Origin of the sequence: Streptomyces sp. NPDC006332 (genome assembly GCF_040612855.1) — a bacterium.
Classification (GTDB): domain Bacteria; phylum Actinomycetota; class Actinomycetes; order Streptomycetales; family Streptomycetaceae; genus Streptomyces.
This window is the reverse complement of the sequence record NZ_JBEXRA010000048.1, coordinates 19,611-45,344: the sequence shown is the minus strand read 5'-3', so window position 1 is coordinate 45,344 and position 25,734 is coordinate 19,611. Positions and strand designations below refer to the sequence as shown.

Sequence of the window (25,734 nt, the reverse complement as noted above, 5' to 3'; positions counted from 1 at the left end):
GCCCGCGGCCCCGCACGTCAGGCCGTACCGGCCGTGGTCACGGGCCTTCGACCATCGACTGGTTCACCACGCGCATCAGCTCGCGCGGAGTACTGGCCTCGACCACCACGTCGTCGGCCAGCACCACTCCGTACGTGATCTGGATGCGCGCCGCGGTCTCCAGCATGGCGAGCGAGTCGTATCCCAGGTCCTTGAACTCCGTGTCGAGGACCTCACCGCCCCGCAGGGCCGACGTCTCGTTCTCACCGGCGCACTCCCGCAGGATCGTGGTCAGGTCGGTCAGCGTCAGCTCACTCATGTCGTCCACCTCTCACCGTGTTCCGCTCGTACTCTGTCGCCTGGTCACGACCATGGCCGCGTTGAAACCGCCGTGCCCACGAGCCACCACGAGCACGGCCGACATCCGCTTGCGCCGGGGCTGTGTCACGAGGTCGAGCTCGTACTCGGGCACGGGGCGGGAGACGTTCACCGTGGGCGGGATCTCCCCGTGGCGCAGCGCCAGCAGGGCGGTGGCCAGGTCGAGCGCCGCCCCGCCGGCGCTGAGTCGGCCCGTCATCGTCTTCGGCACGGTCACCGGCACCCCGTACGGCCCGAAGACCGCGCGCAATGCCTCTGCCTCCACCCGGTCGTGCTCCGCGACTCCCGAGCCGTCCGCGAACACCACGTCGATGGCGTCCGGCTCCGTCTCAGCGTCGGCCAGGGCGAGTTCGATCGCCCGGCGCAGCGACGAGGGCCGGCCGGAGCCGGGCGGCGGGTCGAAGGTCGCCGCGTATCCGGCGATCTCGCCGTGCCATGTCGTCAGGCCACGGTCCCGCGCCCCTTCCTCGTCCTCCAGCACGAACAGCGCGCCACCGTCGCCCGGGACGTGTCCGGTGGCGTCGACGTCAAAGGGCAGGTATGCCCGGGCGGGATCGTCGACGGTGCTGATCCGGCCGCCGGCGAGCTTCGCCACCCAGCCCCAGGGACAGGGCGAGCCGTCGACGGATCCACAGACCATGGCTGCCGTGCCGTCGCGTACCCGCCGCCGGGCCTGCGCGACCGCGTCGAGACCGCCCGCCTGCTCGGTGACCAGCACTCCGCTGGGGCCGCGCATCCCGTGGCGGATGGAGATCTGGCCACTGTTCACCGCATAGAACCAGGCGAACGACTGGTAGGCGCTGACGTGTTCCGGCCCCTTGCACCACAGCTTGTCCAGCTCACGGTGGCCGAACTCGAATCCACCGGCCGAGCTCGCGGTCACCACCCCGAGGCCGAACTCGGGCAGTTCGGCTGGGTTCACCGCCGCGTCCTCAATGGCCCAGGCAGCCGCCGCCAACGCCAGCCGTGTCATGTGGTCGGTCTGTGGGAGCAGCCGCGCCGGCAGGTGCTCGGCGGGCTCGAACGCGGTGATCTCCCCCGCCAGCCCGCTGGAGTACTGCCGCGCGTCGAAGGCGGTGACAGGGCCGATGGCGGACTCGCCCCGCATCGTGCGTTGCCAGTGTTCACGGGTGCCGAGACCGGTCGGCGCCACCACACCCATGCCGGTCACCACCGTGGCCGTCATGCCACCCTCCCTTCAGGCTTTCGCAGGATCATCGCGCTCTGGAACCCGCCGAACCCGCTGCCCACACTGAGCGCCGTGTCCACGCGGCGCTCCCTCGCCACCAGCGGCACGTAGTCCAGATCGCACTCCGGGTCCGGCTCGTGCAGGTTGGCGGTGGGAGGGACCACGCCGGACTTCATGGCGAGCACGCATGCGGCGATCTCGAGAGACCCGATGGCTCCCAGCGAGTGCCCGATCATGGACTTGATGGAGCTGATCGGTGTCCGGTACGCGTGGTCCCCGAGGCTGCGCTTGAAGGCCGCCGTCTCGTGCCGGTCGTTCTGCAGGGTGCCCGAGCCGTGGGCGTTGATGTAGTCGATGTCCTCCGGTGCCGTCCCGGAGCGTGCCATGGCGACCCGGATCGCCTCGGCCATCTCCCTCCCGTCCGGTCGCAATCCGGTCATGTGGAAGGCGTTGCAGCGGGACGCGAAGCCGGCGATCTCCGCGTACACATACGCCCCGCGCCGACGCGCGTGTTCGAGTTCCTCCAGGACGAACATCGCCGACCCTTCGCCGAGTACGAACCCGTTCCTGGTCCGGTCGAAGGGGCGTGACGCCGTCGCCGGGTCGTCGTTGCGCGGCGTGGTCGCCTTGATCGCGTCGAAGCAGGCCATGGTGATCGGCGAGATCGGCGCGTCGGCCGCGCCCGCCACCATCACGTCGACCGCCCCCTCGGCGATCAGCTCGACGGCCTGCCCGACGGAGTCCAGGCCCGAGGTGCACCCCGTCGACACCGTCGCCACGGGGCCTTCCGCGCCGAGCTCCCAGGCGACCTCGGCCGCCAGGGAACTCGGGACGAAGTAGTCGAAGAGGTGGGGCACGGCGTAGTTCTCGTCGACCTGCCACTTGCGGCCGCCGTCGCTGACGACCACGTACTCCTCCTCCAGCCCCATCGTGCAGCCGACCGCGCTGCCCACGACGACTCCGGTCCGCGCGGGGTCGAGGACCCCCGGATCCAGGCCGCTGTCGTCGACGCACTCGCGCGCACTCACCACCGCGAGCTGCGCCGACCGGTCCATGCGGCGGATCTGCTGCGGGGAGAGGCCTTCGCCCGCCGGGTCGAAGTCGCACTCGGCTGCGATCTGGGACCGGAACGGGGCCGGGTCGAAGAACGTGATGCGTTTGGTCGCGGTGCGTCCCGCGGACACCAGATCCCAGAACGTCTTGGCACCGGTGCCGCCCGGTGCGACCACACCGATCCCCGTGATCACGACACGTCGATTCATCTCTGGACCACCTCCCAGCGGGCTTGGCATACGGGCTGGGGTGAGGTCACTTCACGGAGAACGACTGGCGCGGGGCGTAGAGCTCCCCGACGTTCGTGGAACGGGCACGGATCTCCTTGGCGTGGTCCTGGAATCCGGGATGGGCGACGGCCTTCTCCCAGGACGCCACGTCCGTCCACAGGGCGATGTTGATGTAGCTGTCCTGCTTGTCCTCGTCGATGCTCCGGGAGAGCGTGTACTGAATGAAGCCGGGCTGCTGCGCCATGAACTCGGAGATTTCGACGAATATCTTCTCGAATTCCTCCGCAGAGCTGTGCACGGTGAACCTGTTGACGAACGTGACCACTCCACTGTCGGTGGCGTCGTATTTCTGTGCCGACATGTCAGTTTCTCCTCCGTGTACGGTTCTCGCTGACTTCAACGCTGCCGGGCTGCTCTCGTAGACAGCTCGACTCTCGCTCGGCCGGAGGTCCTCAGACGATGCTCGCTCCCCCGTCGACCGCCAGTACCGCGCCGGTCGCGAAACCCGCCTCCGGCTCGGCGACCTGGACCACCCACCAGGCGATCTCCTCCGGCTGCCCGACCCGGCCGAGCGGGGTGACCGTTTTCATCCATTCGAGGAATTGCGCGTACTCCTCGGAGCTGGAACCCATTCGTATGCCCATCCCCGTCTCGACGACCCCGGGGGCGATGGACACCACGCGAATACCGCGGGGAGCGAGTTCGACCGCCCAGGTTCGGGTGAGGAAATCCAGGGCGACCTTGCTGGCACCGTAGAGCGAGAAATTCGGCCAGGCGCGGCGCCCGAGTGAGCCGGCGCTGCTGAGGTTCACCACCGTGCCGCGCGATGCGCTCAGCGCGTCGAGCGCACATCGGGTGAGGGAGATCGGCGCGCACAGGTTCACGTCCAACAGCTCCCCGACCGCCGCCGTGTCCGTCTTTTCCAGGGGCGCCGGTACGGCGATCGACGCGTTGTTCACCACCACGTCGATCCGATCGAACTCGCGGAGCGCGGTGGCGACGATCGTCTCGGCGGCTCCCTGTTCGGTGATGTCGACGGGCAGGACCCGGATGTTCGGGTACCCCTGGGCGGTCTCCGTCAGTGTGTCGGCGGACCGGCCCACCACGAGGACCCGGTCCTGGCGGTCGGCGAACGCCCGTGCGGTGGCCCGGCCGATGCCGGTGCCGCCGCCGGTGACGATCACGCCGCGCGACGATGCTTTGCCTTCGAAATTGGTCACGTCGCCGAAGCTAGAGACCGCCGCTACAGCCGCGGTCGACTTCAGAGGCAGTCGTCGCGGGTCACCACCCGCCGGCGGACCCTGAGTTCACCCTTCTCGCGCACCAGCACGTCCTCGCACACGCACATCGCGTGCAGCTTCGCCTCGCCTCCGCGCGGGGTGCGGACCACCTGCACGTACGCCCGGACGAACAACCCGCCGTCCGGCTGCGGCTCCACGGTCATCATCGTGTGGCAGCGTCGATAGCGGATCCCTTCCGCGTCGAGTTCGTCCGCCGCCTTCCGCAGGCCGACCGCGAGTTCGTCGCGGCCGCGGACCGGTTCCGTGATCTTCGGCGGGGAGACCAGGGAGGCGTCCTCAGTGAAGGTCATTGCTGCCTCTTCCGCCCGTCCCTCATCCATCAGGTGGATATGGCGGGCGTAGAACTGCTGCACCTCCGCGTAGATCTTCTCGAACGTGCGGTGTTCGGTCGTCACGGACATGGCCGCTGCCTGCCTTCCGTCTCGTCGTGCCGGGAGAAACCTGCCTGGACGCACGCTGACAGAACGGGTTCGAGCATTGCTCGAGAAACCGATAGAGCGACGCTTTAACGCATCTCGAGCACGGACAAAGATGATGCGGACAACGGTGCATGACGCCGTGACACCGATCTCCGGAGGTAGCCGTGCGCATCATCGATCTGTCTTCGCCGGTGAATGCCGACGCATATGAGCCCGACCCCGTGACGCACGAGATACTCAGTCCTCGGGACGGTGCCCTGCACATGAGCGCGGAGATGCGCGAGCATTTCGGGATGGAGTTCGACCCGGCCGTCCTGCCAGAGGGTGAATTCCTGTCGTTGGACCGGATGACACTCACCACGCACACGGGGACCCACGTCGACGCCCCGTCGCACTACGGGTCCCGAGCGACGTACGGAACCGGGATTCCACGGCACATCGACGAAATGCCGCTGGAGTGGTTCCACCACCGGGGTGTCGTGCTGGACCTGACCGACGAGGACACCGGGGTGATCGGACCCCCCGAACTGGAGAAGGCCTTCTCCCGGATCGAGTACGTGCCCTCCCCGAACGAGATCGTCCTGCTCCACACCGGCGCCGACCGGCGGGCGGGCTCCCCGGAGTACTTCACGGACTTCGTCGGACTCGACGGTGACGCCGTACACATGCTCCTCGATCTGGGCGTGAAGGTGATCGGCACGGACGCGTTCAGCCTGGACGCGCCGTTCGGGAACATCATCAAGCGGTACCAGGAGACCGGCGACCGGTCGGTCCTGTGGCCGGCGCATTTCGTCGGCCGTGACCGGGAGTACTGCCAGATCGAACGCCTGGCGAACCTGGGGGCGTTGCCCGAACCGTACGGCTTCGTGGTGTCCTGCTTCCCCGTGAAGATCACCGGCGCCGGGGCGGGTTGGACCAGGGCCGTCGCCCTCGTCGAAGACTGATCGAAGGGCGGACGGCAGATGCAGAAAGCGACTCGCTCCCCTGAGCGCGCGCCACGGACCAGGACCGCGAGCTGCGTGCCGGCGCTGCTGCTGGCACTCACCTTCGGCGCCGCAGTTCCCACGCCTGCCGCCGGCACCACGGAGTTGCCGGGTACCCGGAGCGGCTCGACGCCGGCCGGTGTCTGGGACGCCACGGTGGACCTGCCGGACAGCAGCCACCGGGCCACGCTGTCCTTCACCGTCGACGGTAAGGCCTGTATCGCCCTCGGCGGTCCCGGAGAGGTCAGCGGAACCGGCTCGGGCACCTGGTGGCCGACTGCGAAGAACCGCTTCTCCTTCAGGATCCCGCACGGGCTGTACGACCCGCAGGGGACCTTCCTGGGATCCGTGGAGGTGAACCAACTGGCGCACCAGGTCGGGGACACCTTCACCAGCTCGGGTATTTCGCGGATCTTCGCCCCGGACGGCACCCCGACGGGTACCGCCACGGCCGAGGTCTCGGCCGACAGGATTGACCAGGCCGACAACTGCGCGACATGAGCGGCGCGGAGGGAAATGAGCCCCTCATTCCCCTCGGATGACGCCCTCATAGGCCGCTGTTCAAACGTCACATGCGGTAGATGAAGGCGCCACTGTTCGTGGCCGCCATTCGCGTGCAAGGATTGGGCGATCAGAGGTCGTACGCGAATACCCGACGGGCGAAATCATTCCCCGAACGGGCGGTATCCGCTGGGAAGAAGGATTCTCTCTCATGCAGATAAGGACTCTCGGACCACTCGTCGCCCAGGAAAACCGGGTCTCCTTGGTGCCCAGTGCCAGCAAACCGAGGCAAGTGCTCTCCCTGCTCGCCCTGAACGCGAACCGGATCATCAGCGTCGGAACGCTCACCGAAGAGATATGGGGAGACAATCCGCCGCGCAGTTCGGCAACGACACTTCAGACGTACGTATTCCAGCTGCGGAGAAACCTCGATGCCGCGCTGGGCCACGGACAGACGGCCAAGGACATCCTGGTCACCCAGCACAACGGATACCTGCTGCGAGCACAGCCAGGCGAGATCGACGTCCACGAGTTCGAACTGCTGTCGGGCAAGGCCCGCTCGGCGGCCGCCGCCGGCGATGACGCGGCCGCCGCGGACCTGTTCACCCAGTCGCTGTCCCTGTGGAACGGCCCGCCTCTGGTCGACGTGCAGGCCGGGCGCATCCTCGAACCGGAGGTCATGAGGCTGGCGGAAGCCAGGATCGCGGCGGTGGAGGGGCGCTTGACCGCCCGGCTCAGGATGGGCCGGCACGCGGAACTGCTGAGCGAGCTGACCGACCTGACCATGAAGTATCCGATGCACGAGAACCTGTGCGCCCAGTTCATGATCGCTCTGCACCGCTCCGGCCGCGCGTGGAACGCTCTGGAGGCCTATCAGAAACTGCGCGACACGATGATCGAGGAGCTGGGTCTCGAACCGTCGGCCAGGCTCCGTCGACTGCACCAGGCCGTGCTCGCCGGGGACCCGCTGCTCGACCCACCCGAGGTCGCGGACGGACTGGACTTTGAGCGCCGTACCATCAGCGACCCGCCACCGACCGCGAGCGTGCGGGCCGGGGTGTCACTACGAGCCTCTTGATCTTCCTGGCACGCCGGACTCCGTCTACGGGGCGGCACCATGGACAGTCAGGCATTTCGGGCCAACGCCCCCCCGGGTCACAGCCAACCGACCCGGCTCGCGATCCTGATGGCGTCCACCCGGTTCCTCGCGGACAGTTTGGTCACTATCGACGTCAGATAATTCCGGACCGTACCGACCTGGAGAGACAGGGACCCGGCGATGTCGGCGGGTTCGAACCCCCTGGCGAAAAGCCGTAACACCTCGAGTTCTCTGGCCGTCAGCGGGGTCTCGTCGGCGTCCAGAGCCTTCAGCGCCAACTTGGGATTGATGATCCGCTCTCCCGCCGCGACCCTGCGGACCGCCTCCGCGAGTTGGGCCGGCGGCTCCTCCTTGAGGATGAACCCCGAGACCTGTGCGGACAATGCCTGGCGAAGCAGCCTGGGCTGGGCTGTCGCGGAGAGCACCAGCAGCTGGATGTCCGGCGTCTTCCTCCTCAACTCCGGTGCTATCTCTATGCCGTCGGTGTTCAGTATGGCCACATGAGGACTGCTGGCCATGGCGGCAGAGGTGACCAGGTCGCGGCGCCCCACCTCCGCCACGATATTCATGTCGGGCTCCAAGCTCAGAAGCGCGGCCAATGCGCCGCGTATCATCGGCATTTCTTCAGCAATCAACACCCGAACCATTCTTCCCCCTTGTGAATTTCACCGCCGCACCCTATGGAACGAGCAGCCGGAGGCAGTTGGCCAGAGTGGTCTTCCCGACGCGCGCTCTCTGCACCCGGTGGGGCGGGCTCCGGTAGGCACGTTCCGACAGTAGACGGCGGTCTCGGCACATGAAAGACCGCAAAAGTAGGGCGTACGACCTGCTTACACTCGTCCGCTGTGAAGAACTCGTGGATGTTGGGTGGGTCGCGGGAATCGCTCGGCCGATCGTCGATTCCTTTGCTCAAAATTCCGCGCCCATCCGTAAATCCATGGCCCCGTAGATGTCGCCGGATCTTCCAGCGATGTTCCACGGGTACTCAAGTCGGAGCCTCGAATCTTGGTGGCGGGTCAATGACCACCGGCAATCATGTGGAGGTATTCGGCCATGCCGACTCTGGGCAAAGACGCACTCCAGCACGCCGTGTCCGTCGCCGCGCCAGCGCAGCTGGTGTTCGATCTGGTGGCGGGGCTCCAGAACTGGGCACAGTTCCACGGTCCGTCCATACACGCGGAACCGCTCGGTCGCCGGGACGACGGGACCGAGGAGTTCCGCCACTGGTGGGTGATCGACGACCGGACGGTACGCACCTGGCGCGCACGCTGGCGGTTCGACCGGACGTCACTTCGCATCAGCTACGAGTTCGACCCGGCCGAACCGGCGGCGGCGGGACAGCGCGGCGAGTGGACGTTCCGCGAGCTGTCCGCCGCCTCGACAGAGGTGCGCGTCGAGCAGGAGACCCTTGGCGACGAGCGCGACGCGGCTCTGGCCGACCGCGAACTACGGGAACTCCTCTCCTGTGTCACGGACGCCGCCGAGCGTCACGAGGAACGTCAGGACCTGGTGGTCGACTTCGAGGACCCACTGTTCGTGGCGGGTGCGATCGACGACGCATACGCCTACCTGTACGAGGCCGACAAGTGGCCGGAACGCATTCCTCACGTGTCCCGGCTGGTGTTGGAGGAGAGCGTTCCGCACATCCAGTTCTTCGACATGGACACCACCACCCCGGACGGATCCGCGCACACCACCCGGTCGGTGCGCGTCTGCCTCCCCGGCGACAAGATCGTGTACAAGCAGATCCATCTGCCGAAGCTCCTGACCGGGCACACCGGCCACTGGAAGTTCACACCGACGCGCGAGGGGTTCGTCCTCGGCGCGCGGCACACCGCGACGATCAAGCCCTCCGCGTTGGCGATCCTCGGCGAGGGAACGTCGGTACTGGACGCGCGCAAGTACCTGCGCAGGGTGCTCAGTGCGAACAGCATGGGCAACCTGCGGCTGTCGAAGGCCTTCGCCGAGGAGCGCGCCGGTGTCTGACCGACCGCAGGCCGGCCCCACCCGCGACGAGATCTACACCGGTACGGCGACCTACACCCGCCGGGTGCTGTCCCTCTACGACGTTCTCGTGCTCGGCATCATCTGCCGACGGGTGTGGCAGTGCGACCGTGCGGAGATGCTGGCCGGCTACGACCGCAACATCGGCGAACGGCACCTCGACCTCGGCCCGGGAACCGGGTTCTTCCTCGACCGGTGCCGACACCGGTCGCCCCGGCCGCACCTCGCGCTGGTGGATCTCAATCCGCTGGTGCTCCAGAAGGCGTCCGCCCGGCTGCGGCGGTTCGGTCCCCGCACCTTCCAGCGGGATGTCCTCTCCCCGTTCGAGCTCGGTGAGGAGCGGTACGAATCCGCCGGGCTGAACTTCCTTCTGCACTGTCTGCCGGGCGGGATGCAGCACAAGGCGAAGGTGTTCGACCACGTCAGGACCCATGTGATGCCGGGCGGCCGGATCTTCGGCAGCACCGTGCTGGCCGAAGGGGTGCCGCACGGCAAGCGGGCGCACAAGCTGCTGGACTCGCTCAACGAGAAGGGGACGTTCGACAACCGCGGTGACTCCCTCAGCGGTCTGGAGGCCGAACTCGACAGCCGGTTCGCCCAGTACCGGCTGACCGTGCGGGGTTCCGTGGCGCTGTTCGAGGCCACTGCCTGAACCGCCCGACGACCGAAGCGCGGGCGGAGACCCTCCGCCCGCGCTTCGGGTTCGTGCTTCCCTCCCGCACTTCCCTCCCGTACGTCCGTCCCGCGCGTTCCTCGGACGCACCCGTCCCGCGCTCAGGATCCGTAGAAACCCTCCGGATCGAGGTCGGCCAGCATCGTCCAGTCGGGATCCGCCGGCGCGGTCGGGCTCCAACCCGGAGAGCGCAACTCGACGGCGAGCATGGGACGTTCGTCGATGCGCTGCGACAGGGAGTAGAGGGTGGCCAGCACATGGACGCACGGCCTGCGCCTCGTGCGGCAGGGGCAGGTGGCCTCCATGGCGTCGAGTGGCACCGCGATGCCGATGTCGTCGCGCCGGAGGTCCGCCTCGAGGCTGTCGGGCAGATCCCCGGCGGCGAGGCCTGGACGGTCGCCCAACGCCTTGCCGATGAGACGTTCCGCCTCCGCCTGCTCCCGCTCGGACCAGTGCGGCAGTTCGATCCGGACCTGGTGGGTCACCCCGGACACGACCACGTCGGCCTCGACCCGCCCGGCCTCGACGCTCAGGGTGGCGGCGTGGTTGCGTGCCAGGCTGCGCGCCTTCGGCAGGGCGGGATTGGGCGCGGACGCGACCGTCGACTCGACCGTGCGTACCCACACGCGTCCCCAGGGGGTTGCTCCGAATTCGGCCGACATCAGGTGAGGGCTCCCAGGTCGAGCTCGAGTACGGCGTGCAGTTCCTCGTCGGACATATTGGCCAGGGCGGCTTCCGTGTTGCCGGACACCACGTCGGCGAACCCGCGTTTGGTCTCGTGCATCTGCGCGATGTAGTCCTCGATGGTGCCGCCGGTGACCAGCGCGTGCACGTTGAGCGTGCGTTGCTGGCCGATGCGGTGGGCGCGGTCGGTGGCCTGTTCCTCCACCGCCGGGTTCCACCAACGGTCGTAGTGCATCACGTGGTTGGCCCGCGTCAGGTTGAGCCCGAACCCCGCGGCACGCAGGCTCAGCAGGAGTACCGGCGGAGCGTCGTCGTCCTCCTGGAAGGCGCGCACGAGCTCGTCGCGCCTGTCCGTGGACAGGCCGCCGTGCAGGAACGGGACCGGCCCGGTCCCCAGGGCGTCCGAGAGGTGCCCGGCCAACAGCTCGCCCATGGCCCGGTACTGGGTGAACACGAGGGCGCGATCACTGTCCTCGACGATTTCCGCCAGCATCTCGGCGGCCCTGTCGAACTTGCCGGAGCGGCCGGTCTCCGCGATGTCCTCACGGAGGTACTGGGCGGGGTGGTTGCAGATCTGTTTGAGAGAGGTGAGCAGGGCCAGGACCCGGCCACGACGCTCGATCCCGCCGCCGAGCCCGTCGTCGAAGGCACGGTCGACGGCTTGTCGGTAGAGCCTGGCCTGCTCGTCGGAGAGCGTGCACACGACCGTCGAGTACTGTTTGGCCGGCAGTTCCGCCACCACCTCGGCCTTGGTGCGCCTGAGCAGATGCGGGGCGACCAGGGTCTTGAGTGCCGCCGCCGCGGTCGCGGAGCGACGCTGTTCGATGGGCGTGGCGAACCGCTGACGGAACCGGGCCCGGCTGCCCAGCAGACCGGGGCTGGTCACATGGAAGATCGACCAGAGCTCCTCGAGCCTGTTCTCCACGGGGGTGCCGGTCATGGCGATCCGCACGTCCGCGGACAGCCGGGCGGCGGCCTTGCTGACCAGCGCGTCCGGATTCTTGATCTGCTGTGCCTCGTCGAAGACCGTCACGTCCCAGCCGGTCTTCCCCAGCGTCTCGTCCATGCGCAGCACCGGATAACTGGTGATGACCACGGTTCCGGGAGCGAAGGAGTCCGGGAGCGTCCGACGCGGACCGTGATAGCTGACCACGGGCGTGGTCGGCGAGAACCGGGCCAGTTCGCGCCGCCAGTTGCCGACCAGGGAGGTCGGGCAGATGACGAGGTGGGGTCCGCCCTCCGCCCGGGTGGCCAGCAGGCAGATCGCCTGGAGCGTCTTGCCCAGGCCCATCTCGTCGGCCAGCACCGCCCCGCCGCCCAGACCGGGCAGGGAACGCAGCCACGCCACACCGTGCACCTGATAGGGCCTCAGTTCGGCCTGGACGGTGGTCGATCGCAGGGCGCCACGGGTGGCCACCACCTGCCGGAACTGGTGCAGCAGGGCGGCCGCCGAGGTGATGGCGGTGCCCTCCGGGTTGAGTACGGCATGAGCGGCCGCCGGCATCCGGGTGCTCAGTGCGGCGTACGGTTCGTCCTTCTCCACCGGCAGGGCCGCGGCCTCGCGCCACGCCCGTACGGAGGCGCTGTACGCCGCCCGATCCGGGTCGAGGGCGCGCAGGGCGGACAGCGCGACGTCGAGGTCGGCGAACCGGACGTCGACGGTCGCCGGGGTCACGCGGTCCGGCTCCGGAAGCGCGAGGCGACAGGTGGCCGCGCGGCCGGCGGGCAGTCCGTGGTCCCGCACCGCCGCGTCCAGGTCGGCCACGCCCCACCAGGCCATGGCGCCCTCCGCGGGGACGAAGGTGGCTTGCAGTCGGCCGGGCAGCTCAGGCACCGACCACCTCGCCGGCGGGCTCCTCGGTCGTGGCGACCGGGCCGCGCGGCAGCAGGAAACTGCTGACGAACGCGATCGCCAGCAGACCCACGCCCAGCCACAGGGACGTCGCCAGTGCGTCACCGTACCCTTCGGCGACCGCGGCGGGCGTGTGCGCGACATCCTCGATGCCGGTGAAGAACACGGTGCCGACCACCGCCACGCCGACCGAGGCGGCCAGCTGCGTGATCGTGTTGTAGAGCGCCGACCCGGATCCGGCGGACTCCACCGGCATGTCGCTCAGCGTCAGTTGCATCAGGGGCGCCACGAGCATGCCCATACCCGCGCCGCCGACCAGCACACCCCAGAACAGGTCGGTCCAGCCGGTGTCCTGGGTGGCTCCGGCAGCCGCGAACGCGATCAGGGCGAAGCCGATTGCCATCACGACCAGACCGATCTGCACGGTGAGCCGGCCGATCCTGGGCAGGAGCACCGCCGCCGAGACGGTGGCGAACACCGGGACCGCGATCGACCAGGGAAGCATCATCAGGCCGGAATCCATCGGGCTCATGCCGATTCCGTGCTGCAGGAAGAGCATGAACACCAGGAAGAAGCCCATCGCCGGCACGAAGAACAGCAGTTGGACCAGCAGACCGCCCTGGACCGAGCGGAACTTGAACAACGACATCTCCAGCAGCGGGGACCCGCCACGCGCACTGACCCGGCGTTCGTAGGCGGCGAACCCGCCGAGCACGACGACCCCCGCCGCGATGGACAGATAGGACCACACGGTCCGCTGGGTCGGGTCCGCGGCCTCGATCAGGGGGTACAGGACCAGCAGAAGGCCCACCGTCGAGATGACGACGCCCGTCACGTCGATGCGCGCGGCGTCGGCCGTGCGGCTCTCCGGGAGCAGTTTGACGGAGGTCAGCGCGACGAGCAGAGAGAGCGGCACGTTCACCCAGAACGCCATGCGCCAGCTCGCACCCGCGAGGTCCCACTCCAGCAGCGCGGGGCCGACGATGGGCCCCAGTGTGGCGGCGAGGCCGGAGAGCGACGCGTACGCCGCCATCGGGCCGCCTCGTTCCTCCGCGGCGTACATGACCTGGATCTGGGAGAGCACCTGCGGGATCACCGCGGCGGCGAAGGCGCCCTGCACCACCCGCGCGCCCACCAGCATCTCCGGTCCCACCGACACGGCGCACAGCGCCGACGCGGCCGCGAACCCCAGCATGCCGACGACGAAGACCCGTTTGTGACCGAGCATGTCTCCCAGCCGGGCCCCGCAGACGATGCCCAGTGCCAGAGCCAGGGTGTAACCGGCCTGCATCCACTGCAGAGCGGCCGGACTCGCGTCGAGCCCCGTCTGGATGGACGGCAGGATGACATTGAGGATGGTGACACCGATGAGGTCGATGAACATCGCGAGCAGGATGACGACTAAGGCCAGGGTGCGGCCCCGCTTCGCCATCGATGCCGTAGGAGTGCTGGACACTACTTGCTCCTCGGACAGGAACGTCATTATAGTGCGTTACACACACAGTGTGCGACGCAACAATTGCGCGACACAATCTAACGAGACGGTCGGGTCGTGTCAACATGACGAAGAAGCAGCAGGAAACCGCCCACAACGGCGTCGATGAGTCGCTGGCGGCCCAGGTGGTGGGCACGCTGCCGGAGTGGATCACCCAGCTCATCCAGATCAACACGCTGATCGCCAACCGCATGGGCGTGGTGGCGACCGACTTCCACTGTCTGCACGCCCTGCACCAGGACGGGCCGGCCACGGCCAGCGTCCTGGCCGGCCGGGTAGGCCTCACCCCAGGCTCCACCTCGCGCATGATCGACCGGCTGGCGGACGCCGGCTGCGTCAAGCGAGTGCCGGACCCCGACGACCGACGGCGGATCGTCATCGAGCCGACGGCCGAGGGACTCGACCGGATCACCACCTACTACGCCGGTCTGACCGCCCGCACCCACGGGGACCTGGCGGACTTCGACGACGACCAACTGCGTACGCTGCTGCGCTTCGTGGAGGCTGCCCGCGACAGCGCGATCGCGGAGGTCGACAGGCTCCGTTCCGCGCAGCCCGACGAGTAACGACCCACTTCAACCGGCATTCCACCGGCGTTCGAGCCCGTTCCGATGGGATGCACCGAAACGCGATCTCCGTCAGCTACGCGAGGAGCGATTTCGATGGGTGGACCGCACGTTTCCGACGAGGTACGCGACATGCTCACCTCGTACCGTCAGATGCGCCGGACCGAGCCGGTCAGCCAGGACGAGGAGACCGGCCGGTGGCAGGTGTTCCGCTATGCCGACGCGATGACCGTCGCGACCGATGCCCACACCTTCTCCAACGATCTCAGTGAGTTCATTCCGGACCACCAGGACCTCAACACGTTCTCGAAGGGCAACTTCCAGAACATGGACCAGCCGCGCCATCGCGAACTGCGCGGCCTGGTCAGCCAGGGCTTCACACCCCGGTTCGTCGCGGGAATGGCACCCCGCATCGAGACGGTGACCAACGAGTTGCTGGACGCGATGCGGGACCGCGAGCACATCGACCTGGTCACCGACCTCGCACAGCCGTTGCCGGTCACCGTCATCGCCGAGGTGATGGGTCTGCCGGTCTCCGACCGCGCCCTGTTCCGGAAGTGGGCCGACGCCCTCTTGGTGGACAACGGTATCGACGCCATCTTCAGTGAGGAGGGCGTGGCCGCGATGGCCCCGGCGATCCGTGAGATGAACGCGTATCTGCTCAACCACGTGCGCCTGTACCGCACGTCACGCCGTGCAGGCCTGATAGCCGACCTCATCGCCGCGGAGACCGACGGCAAGAAGCTGGACGACCAGGAGATCGTGGGCTTTCTCGCCCTGCTGCTGATCGCCGGGCATCTCACCACCAGCACCCTGCTCGGCAACGCGATCCTCTGCCTTGACGAAAACCCGGAGGCGACCCGGGAGTTGCGTGCCGACCCGGGGCTGCTCCCCAACATGATCGAGGAAGTCCTGCGCTACCGTTCGCCGTTGTTCTGGCTCGACCGCCGGGCGAAGGAGACCGTCCGGCTCGGCGGGCGTGAGATACCGGCGGGCTCGCAGGTCAGCGTGGCCCTGGCCTCGGTCTCCCGCGACGAGGAGGAATTCAAGGATCCGGACACGTTCGACATCCATCGCCCCTCGAACCGTCACCTGGCCTTCGGCATGGGCGTGCACTTCTGTCTCGGCGCGCCGCTGGCCAGGCTGGAGGTCAGGATCGCCCTCAAGGCCCTGCTGGACAGGTACCGCGACTTCGCCGTGTCGACCGACGAGCCGATCGTCTACCACGACCCCCGGGGATTCCAGGGCGCCAAACGGCTCCCCCTCGATCTGGCCGCCGCGTGACACGGCGAGGGACTTCACATGGCTGACATCTCACGGAGAAGAGTGATGACCGACGGAGCCATACTGGCCGGACTGGCGACGGGCACGATCCCCGCCACGACGGCCGCCGCCGCGGCCGGGGAGTGCGATCCGGCCGTCGGACCGGTGACCATCACCCCCGACGACCCCCGGTACGCGGAACTGTCCACCGCGGGCAACGCCCGATTCCACTGCCGTCCCCGGCAGATCCGAGTGGTCGGATCGACCGCGCAGGTCGTCCAGGCGGTCCAGGACGCGGTGCGGTCCGGATCCAGGGTGGTGGCGCGCAGCGGCGGCCACTGCCTGGAGGACTTCGTCGACTCTCCCACGACGCAGTTGCTCGTCGACCTGTCCGAGATGACGGCCGTGGGCTACGACGAGCAGCGCGCCGCCTTCGCCATCGAACCCGGCGCCCTCCTCGGCAACGTGTACCGCACCCTGCTCAAGGGCTGGGGCGTGACCCTTCCCGCGGGCCTGACGTCGACCGTGGGCATCGGCGGGCACGTACTGGGCGGAGGTTACGGTCCGCTGACCCGGCTGCACGGCTGCGTCGTGGACCACCTGTACGGCCTCGAGGTCGTGGTGGTGGACGGCTCCGGTACCGCGAAGGCCGTCGTGGCCACGCGGGACGCCGCCGACCCGAACCGGGACCTGTGGTGGGCGCACACCGGCTGCGGGGGCGGCAACTTCGGCATCGTCACGCGGTACTGGTTCCGCACGCCCGGCGCCGAGGGCACCGACCCGGCCGGCTTGCTCCCCGCCCCGCCCGCGGCCGTACTGGACAGCTACGTCCAGTGGTCGTGGGCGGACATGACGGAGAAGTCCTTTCGCCGGCTGCTGCGCAACCACGGACGGTGGCACGAACGGCACAGCGCACCCGACTCGCCCTACGCCGCCCTGTTCAGCATCCTGACTGCCCTGCGCAAACAGTCGGGGGTGTTCTCGCTGAGCACCCAGCTCGATGCCTCGCTCACCGGCGCGGAGGGCATGGTGAACGACTACGTGGCGGCGGTCACGGACGGGGTCGGGGTCCCGTACACCCACGACGTCCGCACGACACCGTGGCTGCGTTCGATGCTGTACCCCCGGGTGGCCGACAACGTCTTCGGGCTCCGCGCGAAGTGCAAGGCTGCCTACCTGCGGAGGGCCTTCGCGGACACCCAGGCGGACACCGTCTACCGCAGGCTGACCGACGAGAAGTACGAGAACCCGGCCGCCGGCATCCTCTTCGCCGCCTACGGAGGAAAAGTATCCGCCGTACCGCCCGACGCCACGGCCACGGCGCAGCGGGACGCGGTGCTCAAGGCCTTCTTCTTCGACACGTGGACCGACCCCTCGGCGGACGACCGGAACATCCTGTGGATGCGCGAGTTCTACCGGGAGGTCTTCGCCGGCACCGGGGGCGTGCCGGTGCCCGGGGAGATCAACGACGGCTCCTACATCAACTACCCCGACACCGATCTGGCGGATCCGCGGTGGAACACCTCGGGCACGCCCTGGCACACGCTGTACTACAAGGACAACTACCCGCGGCTGCAACGGGTGAAGGCCCGCTGGGACCCGCGTGACGTCTTCCACCACAGTCTCTCGATCCGGCTGCCGGACTGAGAGACGGACCGCTCCACGGCGGAGGGGCCGCGCGATCCGCTTCCGGATCGGGCGGCCCCTCCGCCCTCTGTCAGCGGCGCTCGGATCCGGCTGCGTCCTCCGCCAGGGCGAGGGCGAGGTTTCGGTAGAAGGCCAGTACCCCGGGCTCCTTGGGGCTGAGATGACCGCGCTCGATGAACCGGGAGCCGAGCGTGCGCTGGACGGCTTCAAGCCCGAGCCGGTCCTCGGTGTTGATCACGCCGGTGAACTGCTCCGTCTGCTTACGGATCGCCTCCACGTCGGCGCCTTCGAGCGCCGCCGCCGGCATCAGCGTCCCACCGCGTACCTGGGTACGGTCGATGGAGAGCGGGATGAGGGTGATCCAGGCGATGCTCTCCCCGAAGGTGGCCAGGCTGCTGCACGGGAACATCCGGAAGCTGTACAGAACCCTCTTCTCCTCCTCGGTGAGCGGGAGGACGGAAGGCTCCATCGGCTCCCCGGTCCGGGTGAGCAGCCGGGTGACCAGTGCCGAGTCGGTGTGCACCTCCATGTCGATCCCGCCGGTCATCAGCGGTTTCACCGTGTTCGGATGGAACCCGATCGCGTGGTAGTTCTCGTAGCTGTTCTCCACGGCGACCTTCCAGTTGCAGCGCCACTCCTCCGTCCAGGTGGAGATCTGGACCATGTCGTCGAGGCGGTAGTTGGCCAAGTCGCCGTCCACGCCTGCCAGATGGTCCTCGAGCGGAGCTGCGTCGGCCTGGAGGTTGACGAAGACGAACCCTCGCCATTCCTCGACGGCGAAGCGGGGCAGTCGGCAGGCCGACGGGTCGAAGTCGGGGTTGCCACGCATGTGCGTGGCGGCCAGCAGGGTGCCGTCCAGGTGGTAACGCCACAGGTGGTAGGGGCAGGTGAAGTCCTTGGTCTGACCGGCGCCCGGTTCCACCAGCGGCATCATGCGGTGCCGGCAGACCGGAGACATGCCGTGCAGCTGCCCCTCGGTGCCCCGGGTGACCACCACGGGCTCACCGGCGATCTCCAGCGAGACGTAGTCGCCCGGGTTCGCCAACTGGTCCCGGTGCGCCACCATCACCCACGAGCGTCCGAAGATCCGGGCGCGTTCCGCTTCGTAGAGGAGGGGCGAGGTGAACAGCCGAGGTGGCAGGCTGAGCGCGGGGGGATCCGGCCGGAGATAGCCGCTCAGCTCCTCCAGCAGGTCCGCGGTCGACGGTTCCGGAGCGACGCCGCCCGGTACTCCCGTGTCGAGGGAACGGCTCATCATGCTTCTCCCTGCCTCAGTCCGTCGTCGGAGGAATCGCGCCCAGCGCGACCCACGCCTCGTCATCCATCCAGCCGGGAATCCCGTCCTCCCCGTTGACCCCCTTCTCGATGAACGCGATGTTGCGGTACACGCGCACGCCGACCACGCCGTCCTGCGTCACGGTCGGCTGTTCACCGGTCCTCGATTCCTGCTCCTGGTAGTGCAGGTCGTCCAGCAGCTTCTTGACCAGCCCGACCGAGGTGTCGGGTCCGGCCTCGGCGCCCGCGGTCCCACCGAACCTCGGGAAGTAGGACGTCTGCAGATCCTCGATGACGTACAGACCACCCCTGCGCACATACGGGAACAGCGCCTCGAACGAGACGCGGACATGCTCGTTCTCGTGGCTGCCGTCGTCGATGACGATGTCGAAGGGGCCGTACTCCTCCGCGATGGCGGACAACGTGTCGGCATTTCCCTGGTCTCCGACCAGAGCGGTCAGCCTGGGCTGGTTCAGGGCGGACTTGTCGAACAGGTCGAGTCCGAAGATCGCACCGCGAGGGAAGTACGTCTTCCACATCTTGAGCGACGGTCCACCGAGCTCCCCGTCGAACCCGCCGATCCCGATCTCCAGCAACCGCACCGGCTGGTTTCGGTATGCGGCGAACTCCTTCTGGTAATGGGCCGTGTACCAGTGGAAACTGGCCCACTTGTCCGATCCGTGGGTGACGGACAGGGCCCCCAGGTCGACGTCCCGGACGGTGCAACCGGAGAGCAGGGTGCCGGAGGCCTGGTTGGTGGCCGCGAGGATCGCCGGCAGCTCCGACAGCTGGTCGGGGCGGGTCGGCAGGAAGGCGTCGTAGAAGTCCCCGGTACGACGGTGACCCGCCTGCCCGAACAGGCGGCGCACCAGATCCTTCACGTCCATGCGCAGCTCACGCCGGATCACCGACTCCTCGGAGCCGAGGACCTCTATGGGCCGGTCCCGGACGATGCGAAAGACGACCCGTCGCCGCTCGGCCTCGTGCGTCAGGTCCAGCGCGATGTCCACGGGGGTCGTGTTGACCGGCTCGTCGCAGCGGAACAGCACCTCGTCGACGAGGACGCCGACCACCGCGTCGAGACCGGCGTCCTTGAGCAGCCCGGACATCTCCGCGTCCGACGCGGTCCCGGCCTGGATGACACGGTCGAGCAGGTCGCTTTCAGTGGACATGTGCGGCCTCTCCCACGGAATCGTTCTTCGCCTTCGCGTCCCACTTCAGGAGGTAGGCCGCCGGGTCGAAGCTTTCCGGCTCCGCCAGCGGGATCACCTCGAACTTCAGATAGGGACTGACCGGGTTGCTGTACAGCACGGAGAGCAGCTCCTCGTGAGAACCGACGTCGTAGATGTTCAGACCGCCGGACGCGCCGACCCGGATCCAGCTGTGCCGGATCACCCCCTTGTCCACCAACTCCTTGGTGTACGCGAACCCTTCGGGAAGCCGGCGCAGGAACACCTCGCGCTCGCCCGCCGTCGGGGCCTGCGTCGCCAGTACCGCGAACAACGCCATTCGTCCTCCTTGTTGACAGCCGTTCGTGCCACCCGTCCAGCCGAAAATATGGGGGCGCTGTACAGGACTGATCGAACGCGGCTCGAAGTCCGTGGTGGGCGCGGGTCACTCCCGTCCCGTGCGGTGTTGCCGGGTCAGTTCCTCCAGGGCGGGCACCACTCCGGCGGGGCTCGGCTCGGCCACCATCGCCTCCCGGAGCCGCCCGGCGTCGTCGCGGAAGGACGGCTTCGTCAGCAGCTGCTCCAGACCGTCGCGCAGGCCGCCGACCGTGAGCTCGTCCGGCGGCAGGAACAGGCCGGCGCCCAGGTCAGCCAGCCGCCGCGCCCGGTAGACGTTGTCCCACATGTCGGCGATCACCATCTGGGGCACCCCGTACACGGCGGCTGTCGACCAGGTCCCGGCCCCGCCGTGATGAACCGCCGCCGAGCAGCTCGGCAGCAGGGCGTGCAGCGGCACGAAGTCCGTGACCCGGGTGTTGTCCGGCACCCGGGCCACTTCGGCGCGCTGGGCCTCGGTGAGCGTCGCGACGATCTCGACGTCCAACTCGGCGACCGCTTCGAGGAGTTCGTCGAGCGAGAAGAGGTTCGGATACGCCATGTCGCGGGAGGTGATGCCCAGGGTGAGACAGATCCGCGGTCGGTGCGGCGGCTCACGCAGCCAGTCCGGGATGACCGAACGGCCGTTGTACGGCACGTAGCGCATCGGCACCGTCGGCCGCCCCAGAGGCAGCCGGACGCCGGCCGGCATCTGGTCGATGTTCCACTGGCCGACCGCCATCTCCTCGTCGAATCCGCAGCCGAAACGGTCGAGCGTCCAGGTCAGCCATTCTTCGAGGGTGTCGTCGTGCAGCTCCTTCGGCAGGAGTTCCATCTGCCGACGAAAGGCCTGGCGCATGCGCAGGAACAGGTCCGGTCCCCAGAGCAGGCGTGCGTGCGCGGCCCCACTGGCTCGCGCGGCCACGGCGCCCGCGAAGGTGAAGGGTTCCCAGATCACCAGGTCGGGCCGCCAGTACCGGGCGTAGTCGACGAGCTCGTCCACCATCGGGTCGTTGTTGGCCTGCGCGTAGAAGGTCGCGGTGAGCAGGGTGTTGGCGCCCTTGAGCGACAGGTAGTCGTCGCCCCGCTCCCCCGTGAAGTCGATGTCGCGGTAGAAGCCGGTGAGTTCGGCGCCGAGATGGCTTACGAGGTCGTGGTGGACGTGGTCGGTGCCCACCGGCACCGCGGTCAGACCGGCCCGGGTGATGGTCTCGGTCAGCGCCGGCTGGCTGGCCACCCGGACCTCGTGCCCGGCGGCGCGCAGCGCCCACGCCAGCGGCACCGCGCCGTTGAAGTGTGCTTCGACGGCGAGCGACGTCATCAGAACGCGCATGGTGCATGCCCTTTCGAGGGGTGGGTGTGCATGGCCGTGCGGCTCAGACGCCGACGGGGAACCGGACGACGGCGTGCGTCACCGGGGCCCGCAACCGGCGCACCACCGGGCCGGTTCGCCGCAGACCGGGCACGCGTGCGGCGAGGGCCCGGAGGATGGCGGCCGCCGAGGTCCGGGCCGCCGGTGCCACGGCACCGAGTCGCGTTCCGACCAGGGAGAGGTGTCCGCCCGTGGTCTCGCGCCGCAGGTCGAATCGGCCGGGGTCGCGAAGGGGCCCGGCCTCGCGGTTCGCCGCCTCGATGTGGACGACCACCTCGTCGCCCCCGGCGATGGCCCGGCCCGCGAGGTCGAGGTCCTCGCGCGCGACACGGCTGTCGACCCGGACCGGCGGGTCGTACCGCAGCGTCTCCTCCACCGCTGCTTCCGCCGCGCCGGGGTCCACGCACAACAGCCGCCACTGCTCCGGCTGGTCGAGCAGCGCGAGCACGGCGTTGGCGACCAGGTTCGTCGTCACCTCGACGCCCACCACGGACGCCGACAGGCCCGCGGCGACCGTTGCGTCGACAGGTCCGGCCGTCTCCGCGAGCAGAGACCGAAGACCGTCGAGCGCGCTGTGCAGTGCGACGGCTCGGGGAAGTGTCGGTGGACACCACTCGGCGTCCAGCGCCGGCGCCGCCGAGCCACACCACCGTTCGAAGGGTTCGCGCTTCTCGCGCGGCACGGCCAACAGGTCACCGAGCAGGGCCACGAGGACCGGGCGCACGACGTCGCAGACCAGGTCGAAGGCGCTGCCCGCCCGGCCCGACTTGGCGGCGCACAGCCGCTCGACGTCGTCGGCCCGCGGGTGCGGGACCGCGAGCTCGGCGACCCCGTCGAGACCGGCGCGCGGGAGCCCGAGGCCCGACGGGCCCTGGCGCCACACCGAGCCGAGGCCTGCCTCCGGCCCTCGGGGCCCGAGCCGCGGATCGCCGAGGATCTCCGCGCCCAGCGTACGGCTGCCGGTGACCCACGCACCGGTACTGCTGCGGTACAGCGGTCCGAGTTCACGGATCCGTTCGGCCAGGTCACGGCGGTCGTCCTTCTCCTCCGCCCGTAGCAGCCGGGCGTAGGGATCTCCGCCGTGTGCGTACAGCCATTGCATACCTCGCTCGGTCAGCAGGGTGCGGCCGAGCTCACTGTGCGTCCGTATCTCCACGTCCCGACTGTGACCCGGGGGGCTCGAAGGGCCCTCGGAGAACCCTCGAACAGCGGGCGCCGGTCGAGCCCTCCTTGAGTGCCGTCCGAGGGGGCGGTCCTACCGTCCGGGGACGGCCGGCACCGGCGATGAGCACGCCGACCGCCACGCTGCGCGGCCGCTCCGGACGATCTTCGAGGAGTGATTCATGAAACCGGTCATGGACGACCACCGGCTCGCCGAGTTGATCACCCTGGCCGACCGTCCCCCCGGCGAAGCAGACGCCGTGATAGCCGAGTGGGGAGCCTCGACGGTCGCCGAAGCACTGCTGGTCGAGGTCTCGTCACGGGCCCGGCTGCTCTCCGACCCCCCGGAGAAGGTGACGGTGCAGTTCGATCTCGGTTTCGGCGGCGAGCGGCTGCACTACCTGCTCACCCTCGGCCCGGGCACCTGGGAGGTGGAGCCGGGCCACGACCCCCTGGCTCCGGTGACCTTCCGCCAGGACCTGGCGGAACTCCTGCGGGCGGTCTTCTCTCCCGGCCGCAACGACGGCACCCGTGAGCTGGTCGTCAAGGACTCCGACGAGCCGCACGGCCTCTCCGCCGACGACCCGTGGCTGCGGCAGCGGCGCCTGGCCGTGCTGGCCGCCCACCAGGCCACGGAGGCGATCTCCCGGCGCTTCACGGACCTCACGGAACTCGCGGTGCGGTTCGACGCGGACAAGTGGGGCGGCCACTGGTACACCCGGCACTACCAGCAGTACTTCGCACCTCTGCGGGACCGCCGGGTGAAGGTGCTGGAGATCGGGGTCGGCGGTTACGACGCTCCGGATCTCGGCGGCGCGTCGCTGCGCATGTGGAAGCACTACTTCTGGCGCGGCCAGGTCTACGGCCTCGACCTCTACCCCAAGCAGGGCGTCACCGAGCCCCGCCTGCGGACCGTCCAGGGCGACCAGGGGGACGCCGCGTTCCTCACCGCGTTCGCGCGGGAGCACGGTCCGTTCGACGTGGTGATAGACGATGGCAGTCACTTCAGCGACCACGTCCTCACCTCGTTCTCCGTGCTCTTTCCCCAGGTGCGACACGGTGGGCTGTACGTCATCGAGGACATGCAGTCCAGCTACTGGCCGGGCTGGGGCGGAAGCACCGATCTGAACGCGTCCGCCACCTCGATGGGGTTCGTCAAGACACTGCTGGACGGGGTCAACCACCGGGAGCAGATCCGGACGGCGGACCGGTCGCCCTCCGAGACCGAGCTGACGGTGACGGGTGTCCACGTGCACCACAACCTCGCCGTCATCGAGAAGGGCGTCAACACCGAACAGGGCACCCCGGCGTGGGTTCCGCGCACCGAGGACCCGCGCACCTGGTACCCGTCCCAGTCGTGACGTTGTGAACGCCGGCGGCCCCGGGTCCGGCGAAGAAGTCCGGTGCCGCCGCTGGCGACCGCCCCCGTCAGATGCGGCATGGCACCTGGGCGGCGAGCGTCAGGCGGCGTTGCGGCGCGACAGGACCGGATCCCTCGCGCGTCAGGGCAGGACGCCGCAACAGGGCCGGACCCATCACGCGACAGGCGGTGCGCCGGGAGAAGCCGAGTCCACCGCGCGTCAGGCCGTGCGCCGCAGCAGCGCCAGGTACATCGCGTCGGTCCCGTGAACATGCGGCCACAGCTGGACGTCGGGACCCTCGCCGAGATCCGGAACCCCGGGCAACAGCGGGCGGGCGTCGATGAGTTCGGCATCGGTCCGCTGCTTGAGCAGGTCGTCGACGACGGCCCGGGTCTCGGCGAGGTGCGGCGAGCAGGTGGCGTAGCCGACGATCCCGCCGACGCGGACCGACTCCAGGGCGGTCCGCAGCAGGCCGCGCTGCAGCGGCGCGAACCCGTCGAGGTCCTCGGGCCGCCTGCGCCAGCGCGCCTCGGGCCGCCGCCGCAACGCGCCGAGACCGGTGCACGGCACGTCCATCAGCACCCGGTCGAAGGACCCGGGCCGCCACGGCGGGCGGGTCCCGTCGGCGGCGATGACCTGGTACGGCCCGGGGTTCCCGGTGAGCGCCCGGGCCACCAGACCGGCCCGGTGCGGCTGCTTCTCGGAGGCGAGCAGGAAGGCCCCGCGCTCCGCGGCGAGGGCGGCGAGCAGCGCGGCCTTGCCACCCGGCCCCGCGCATCCGTCGAGCCACTTCTCGTCCCGCCCCTCCAGGGGCGCGTTCGCGAGCGCCAGCGCGACGAGTTGACTGCCCTCGTCCTGCACCCCGGCCCTGCCCTCCCGTACGGCCTCCACGGCACCGGGCTCGCCGCCCTCGGCCAGCCGCACGGCGTACGGCGACCAGCGTCCCGGCAGCGCCGCGTCCTGGCGCAGCAGTTCCTCCGTGGTGGACCGCCCCGGCCGGGCGACCAGGGTCACCTCGGGCCGCTCGTTGTCGGCCTCCAGCAGGTCCTCGATCCCGGCCCGCCCGCCACCGAGCGAGTCCCACAACGCGGAGACGACCCAGCGGGGGTGCGAGTGCATGACGGACAGATGGTCCTCGGGGTCGTCCTCGTAGGGCGGGGCGACCTTCTGGAGCCACCCGTCCAGATCGTCCTGCGCGACCTTCCGCAGCACCGCGTTGACGAACTTGGCCCGCCCGTCGCCGAGCACGACCCGGGCGAGCTCGACGGAGGCGGACACGGCGGCATGCGTGGGGATCCGCGTCCCCAGCAGCTGGTGCACGCCGAGACCGAGCACGTCGAGCACCGGGGGGTCGACCTCCCGCAGCGGCCGGTCGACACAGGCCGCGATGACGGCGTCGTACGTCCCCTGCCACCGCAGCGTCCCGTACACCAGCTCCGTCGCGAGGGCCGCGTCCCGCCCGTCGAAGCCGCCCTTCTCCCGTGCCTTGCGCAGCAGGGGCGGCAGGACGAGGTTGGCGTACGCGTCCCGCTCGTCCACGGCCCGCAACGCCTCGAATGCGAGCATGCGGACCGGGTCCTTCTGGGGCCGACGGTAGGGCTTGCCGGTCTTGCCGGACCTGCCGGGCCGACGGGGCTGGTCACTCACGAAAAAGGTGCTCCGGATTTCAGGAAGGGGTACGCGACAAGCCTAAGACCGCGGGCCG

The 25,734-nt window shown here is 69.1% G+C and carries 25 protein-coding genes; 9 read left to right on the top strand and 16 right to left on the bottom strand.

What is annotated here, in order from left to right; all coding sequences use genetic code 11:
- Positions 1 to 37: 37 nt before the first annotated feature.
- The 6 genes from ABZ027_RS33045 to ABZ027_RS33020 all read right to left on the bottom strand — a co-directional run bounded on the left by ABZ027_RS33045 (position 38) and on the right by ABZ027_RS33020 (position 4,531).
- Positions 38 to 298 carry an acyl carrier protein gene (locus tag ABZ027_RS33045; protein WP_356774794.1) on the bottom strand — a complete coding sequence of 87 codons (261 nt, stop codon included), beginning with the start codon at positions 296 to 298 and terminating at the stop codon, positions 38 to 40.
- A gap of 12 nt (positions 299 to 310) precedes the next feature.
- Entirely contained in the window at positions 311 to 1,543 is a 1,233-nt protein-coding gene (locus ABZ027_RS33040; RefSeq protein WP_356774792.1) for a ketosynthase chain-length factor, read from the bottom strand.
- Positions 1,540 to 2,808: a beta-ketoacyl-[acyl-carrier-protein] synthase family protein gene (locus ABZ027_RS33035; protein ID WP_356774790.1), complete on the bottom strand. Its 1,269-nt coding sequence runs from the start codon at positions 2,806 to 2,808 to the stop codon at positions 1,540 to 1,542. The genes ABZ027_RS33040 and ABZ027_RS33035 overlap by 4 nt, the downstream gene beginning before the upstream one ends.
- Before the next feature lie 46 nt (positions 2,809 to 2,854).
- The gene (locus ABZ027_RS33030; protein WP_356774788.1) at positions 2,855 to 3,190 is read right to left on the bottom strand and encodes an antibiotic biosynthesis monooxygenase family protein; all 336 of its coding nucleotides are present in this window, start codon (positions 3,188 to 3,190) and stop codon (positions 2,855 to 2,857) included.
- A 91-nt stretch (positions 3,191 to 3,281) separates the two neighbouring features.
- Complete coding sequence (locus ABZ027_RS33025; RefSeq protein WP_356774786.1) at positions 3,282 to 4,049, bottom strand: SDR family oxidoreductase; 768 nt, start codon at positions 4,047 to 4,049, stop codon at positions 3,282 to 3,284.
- A gap of 41 nt (positions 4,050 to 4,090) precedes the next feature.
- Positions 4,091 to 4,531, bottom strand: a complete 441-nt coding sequence (locus ABZ027_RS33020) for a nuclear transport factor 2 family protein (protein WP_356774784.1) — start codon at positions 4,529 to 4,531, stop codon at positions 4,091 to 4,093.
- A gap of 182 nt (positions 4,532 to 4,713) precedes the next feature.
- On the opposite strand from ABZ027_RS33020, the gene ABZ027_RS33015 reads away from it, so the two are divergent.
- From ABZ027_RS33015 to ABZ027_RS33005, 3 genes are all read left to right on the top strand, one after another.
- Entirely contained in the window at positions 4,714 to 5,493 is a 780-nt protein-coding gene (locus ABZ027_RS33015) for a cyclase family protein (protein WP_356774782.1), read from the top strand.
- 75 nt (positions 5,494 to 5,568) lie between these two features.
- The gene (locus ABZ027_RS33010) at positions 5,569 to 6,033 is read left to right on the top strand and encodes a hypothetical protein (RefSeq protein WP_356774780.1); all 465 of its coding nucleotides are present in this window, start codon (positions 5,569 to 5,571) and stop codon (positions 6,031 to 6,033) included.
- 211 nt (positions 6,034 to 6,244) lie between these two features.
- The gene (locus ABZ027_RS33005) at positions 6,245 to 7,111 is read left to right on the top strand and encodes an AfsR/SARP family transcriptional regulator (RefSeq protein WP_356774778.1); all 867 of its coding nucleotides are present in this window, start codon (positions 6,245 to 6,247) and stop codon (positions 7,109 to 7,111) included.
- 77 nt (positions 7,112 to 7,188) lie between these two features.
- On the opposite strand, the gene ABZ027_RS33000 is transcribed toward ABZ027_RS33005, so the two are convergent.
- Positions 7,189 to 7,779, bottom strand: coding sequence for a response regulator transcription factor (locus ABZ027_RS33000; protein ID WP_356774776.1), 591 nt, complete (start codon positions 7,777 to 7,779; stop codon positions 7,189 to 7,191).
- A 406-nt stretch (positions 7,780 to 8,185) separates the two neighbouring features.
- On the opposite strand from ABZ027_RS33000, the gene ABZ027_RS32995 reads away from it, so the two are divergent.
- Together ABZ027_RS32995 and ABZ027_RS32990 are read left to right on the top strand one after the other, a co-directional pair.
- Entirely contained in the window at positions 8,186 to 9,118 is a 933-nt protein-coding gene (locus ABZ027_RS32995; protein WP_356774774.1) for an SRPBCC family protein, read from the top strand.
- On the top strand, positions 9,111 to 9,788 hold the full coding sequence (locus tag ABZ027_RS32990) for a class I SAM-dependent methyltransferase (RefSeq protein WP_356774772.1): 678 nt from the start codon (positions 9,111 to 9,113) through the stop codon (positions 9,786 to 9,788). The genes ABZ027_RS32995 and ABZ027_RS32990 overlap by 8 nt, the downstream gene beginning before the upstream one ends.
- A gap of 122 nt (positions 9,789 to 9,910) precedes the next feature.
- On the opposite strand, the gene ABZ027_RS32985 is transcribed toward ABZ027_RS32990, so the two are convergent.
- Genes ABZ027_RS32985 through ABZ027_RS32975 form a run of 3 tightly spaced genes read right to left on the bottom strand, consistent with a single transcriptional unit; the run spans position 9,911 to position 13,801 of the window.
- Positions 9,911 to 10,471, bottom strand: a complete 561-nt coding sequence (locus ABZ027_RS32985; RefSeq protein ID WP_356774770.1) for an SWIM zinc finger family protein — start codon at positions 10,469 to 10,471, stop codon at positions 9,911 to 9,913.
- Positions 10,471 to 12,327, bottom strand: coding sequence for a DEAD/DEAH box helicase (locus ABZ027_RS32980; protein ID WP_356774768.1), 1,857 nt, complete (start codon positions 12,325 to 12,327; stop codon positions 10,471 to 10,473). Before ABZ027_RS32980 ends, ABZ027_RS32985 begins: the two co-directional genes overlap by 1 nt.
- Positions 12,320 to 13,801: an MFS transporter gene (locus ABZ027_RS32975; protein WP_356774766.1), complete on the bottom strand. Its 1,482-nt coding sequence runs from the start codon at positions 13,799 to 13,801 to the stop codon at positions 12,320 to 12,322. Before ABZ027_RS32975 ends, ABZ027_RS32980 begins: the two co-directional genes overlap by 8 nt.
- Before the next feature lie 104 nt (positions 13,802 to 13,905).
- Between ABZ027_RS32975 and ABZ027_RS32970 the strand changes: the two genes are divergently transcribed.
- The 3 genes from ABZ027_RS32970 (at position 13,906) to ABZ027_RS32960 (ending at position 17,316) form a co-directional block, all read left to right on the top strand.
- On the top strand, positions 13,906 to 14,406 hold the full coding sequence (locus ABZ027_RS32970; RefSeq protein WP_356774764.1) for a MarR family transcriptional regulator: 501 nt from the start codon (positions 13,906 to 13,908) through the stop codon (positions 14,404 to 14,406).
- Between the two features lie 96 nt (positions 14,407 to 14,502).
- On the top strand, positions 14,503 to 15,690 hold the full coding sequence (locus ABZ027_RS32965; protein WP_356774762.1) for a cytochrome P450: 1,188 nt from the start codon (positions 14,503 to 14,505) through the stop codon (positions 15,688 to 15,690).
- Between the two features lie 45 nt (positions 15,691 to 15,735).
- On the top strand, positions 15,736 to 17,316 hold the full coding sequence (locus ABZ027_RS32960) for an FAD-binding protein (RefSeq protein WP_356774760.1): 1,581 nt from the start codon (positions 15,736 to 15,738) through the stop codon (positions 17,314 to 17,316).
- Positions 17,317 to 17,386: 70 nt separating this feature from the next.
- Here ABZ027_RS32960 and ABZ027_RS32955 read toward each other — a convergent pair whose 3' ends face one another.
- The 5 genes from ABZ027_RS32955 to ABZ027_RS32935 form a co-directional block, all read right to left on the bottom strand.
- Complete coding sequence (locus tag ABZ027_RS32955) at positions 17,387 to 18,574, bottom strand: SRPBCC family protein (RefSeq protein WP_356774758.1); 1,188 nt, start codon at positions 18,572 to 18,574, stop codon at positions 17,387 to 17,389.
- Between the two features lie 13 nt (positions 18,575 to 18,587).
- A complete protein-coding gene (locus tag ABZ027_RS32950; protein ID WP_356774756.1) occupies positions 18,588 to 19,763 on the bottom strand; it encodes a class I SAM-dependent methyltransferase in 1,176 nt (391 codons plus the stop codon).
- Positions 19,753 to 20,100, bottom strand: a complete 348-nt coding sequence (locus ABZ027_RS32945) for a muconolactone Delta-isomerase family protein (protein ID WP_356774754.1) — start codon at positions 20,098 to 20,100, stop codon at positions 19,753 to 19,755. The genes ABZ027_RS32950 and ABZ027_RS32945 overlap by 11 nt, the downstream gene beginning before the upstream one ends.
- Before the next feature lie 105 nt (positions 20,101 to 20,205).
- Entirely contained in the window at positions 20,206 to 21,468 is a 1,263-nt protein-coding gene (locus ABZ027_RS32940) for an activator-dependent family glycosyltransferase (protein ID WP_356774752.1), read from the bottom strand.
- Between the two features lie 43 nt (positions 21,469 to 21,511).
- Positions 21,512 to 22,663 (bottom strand): P450-derived glycosyltransferase activator, encoded by a 1,152-nt coding sequence (locus ABZ027_RS32935; protein ID WP_356774750.1) that lies wholly within the window; start codon positions 22,661 to 22,663, stop codon positions 21,512 to 21,514.
- A gap of 187 nt (positions 22,664 to 22,850) precedes the next feature.
- Here ABZ027_RS32935 and ABZ027_RS32930 point away from each other — a divergent pair, with 187 nt between their 5' ends.
- Positions 22,851 to 24,029 carry a hypothetical protein gene (locus ABZ027_RS32930; protein WP_356774748.1) on the top strand — a complete coding sequence of 393 codons (1,179 nt, stop codon included), beginning with the start codon at positions 22,851 to 22,853 and terminating at the stop codon, positions 24,027 to 24,029.
- A 219-nt stretch (positions 24,030 to 24,248) separates the two neighbouring features.
- Here ABZ027_RS32930 and ABZ027_RS32925 read toward each other — a convergent pair whose 3' ends face one another.
- A complete protein-coding gene (locus tag ABZ027_RS32925) occupies positions 24,249 to 25,676 on the bottom strand; it encodes a transcription antitermination factor NusB (protein ID WP_356774746.1) in 1,428 nt (475 codons plus the stop codon).
- Between the last annotated feature and the right edge of the window lie 58 nt (positions 25,677 to 25,734).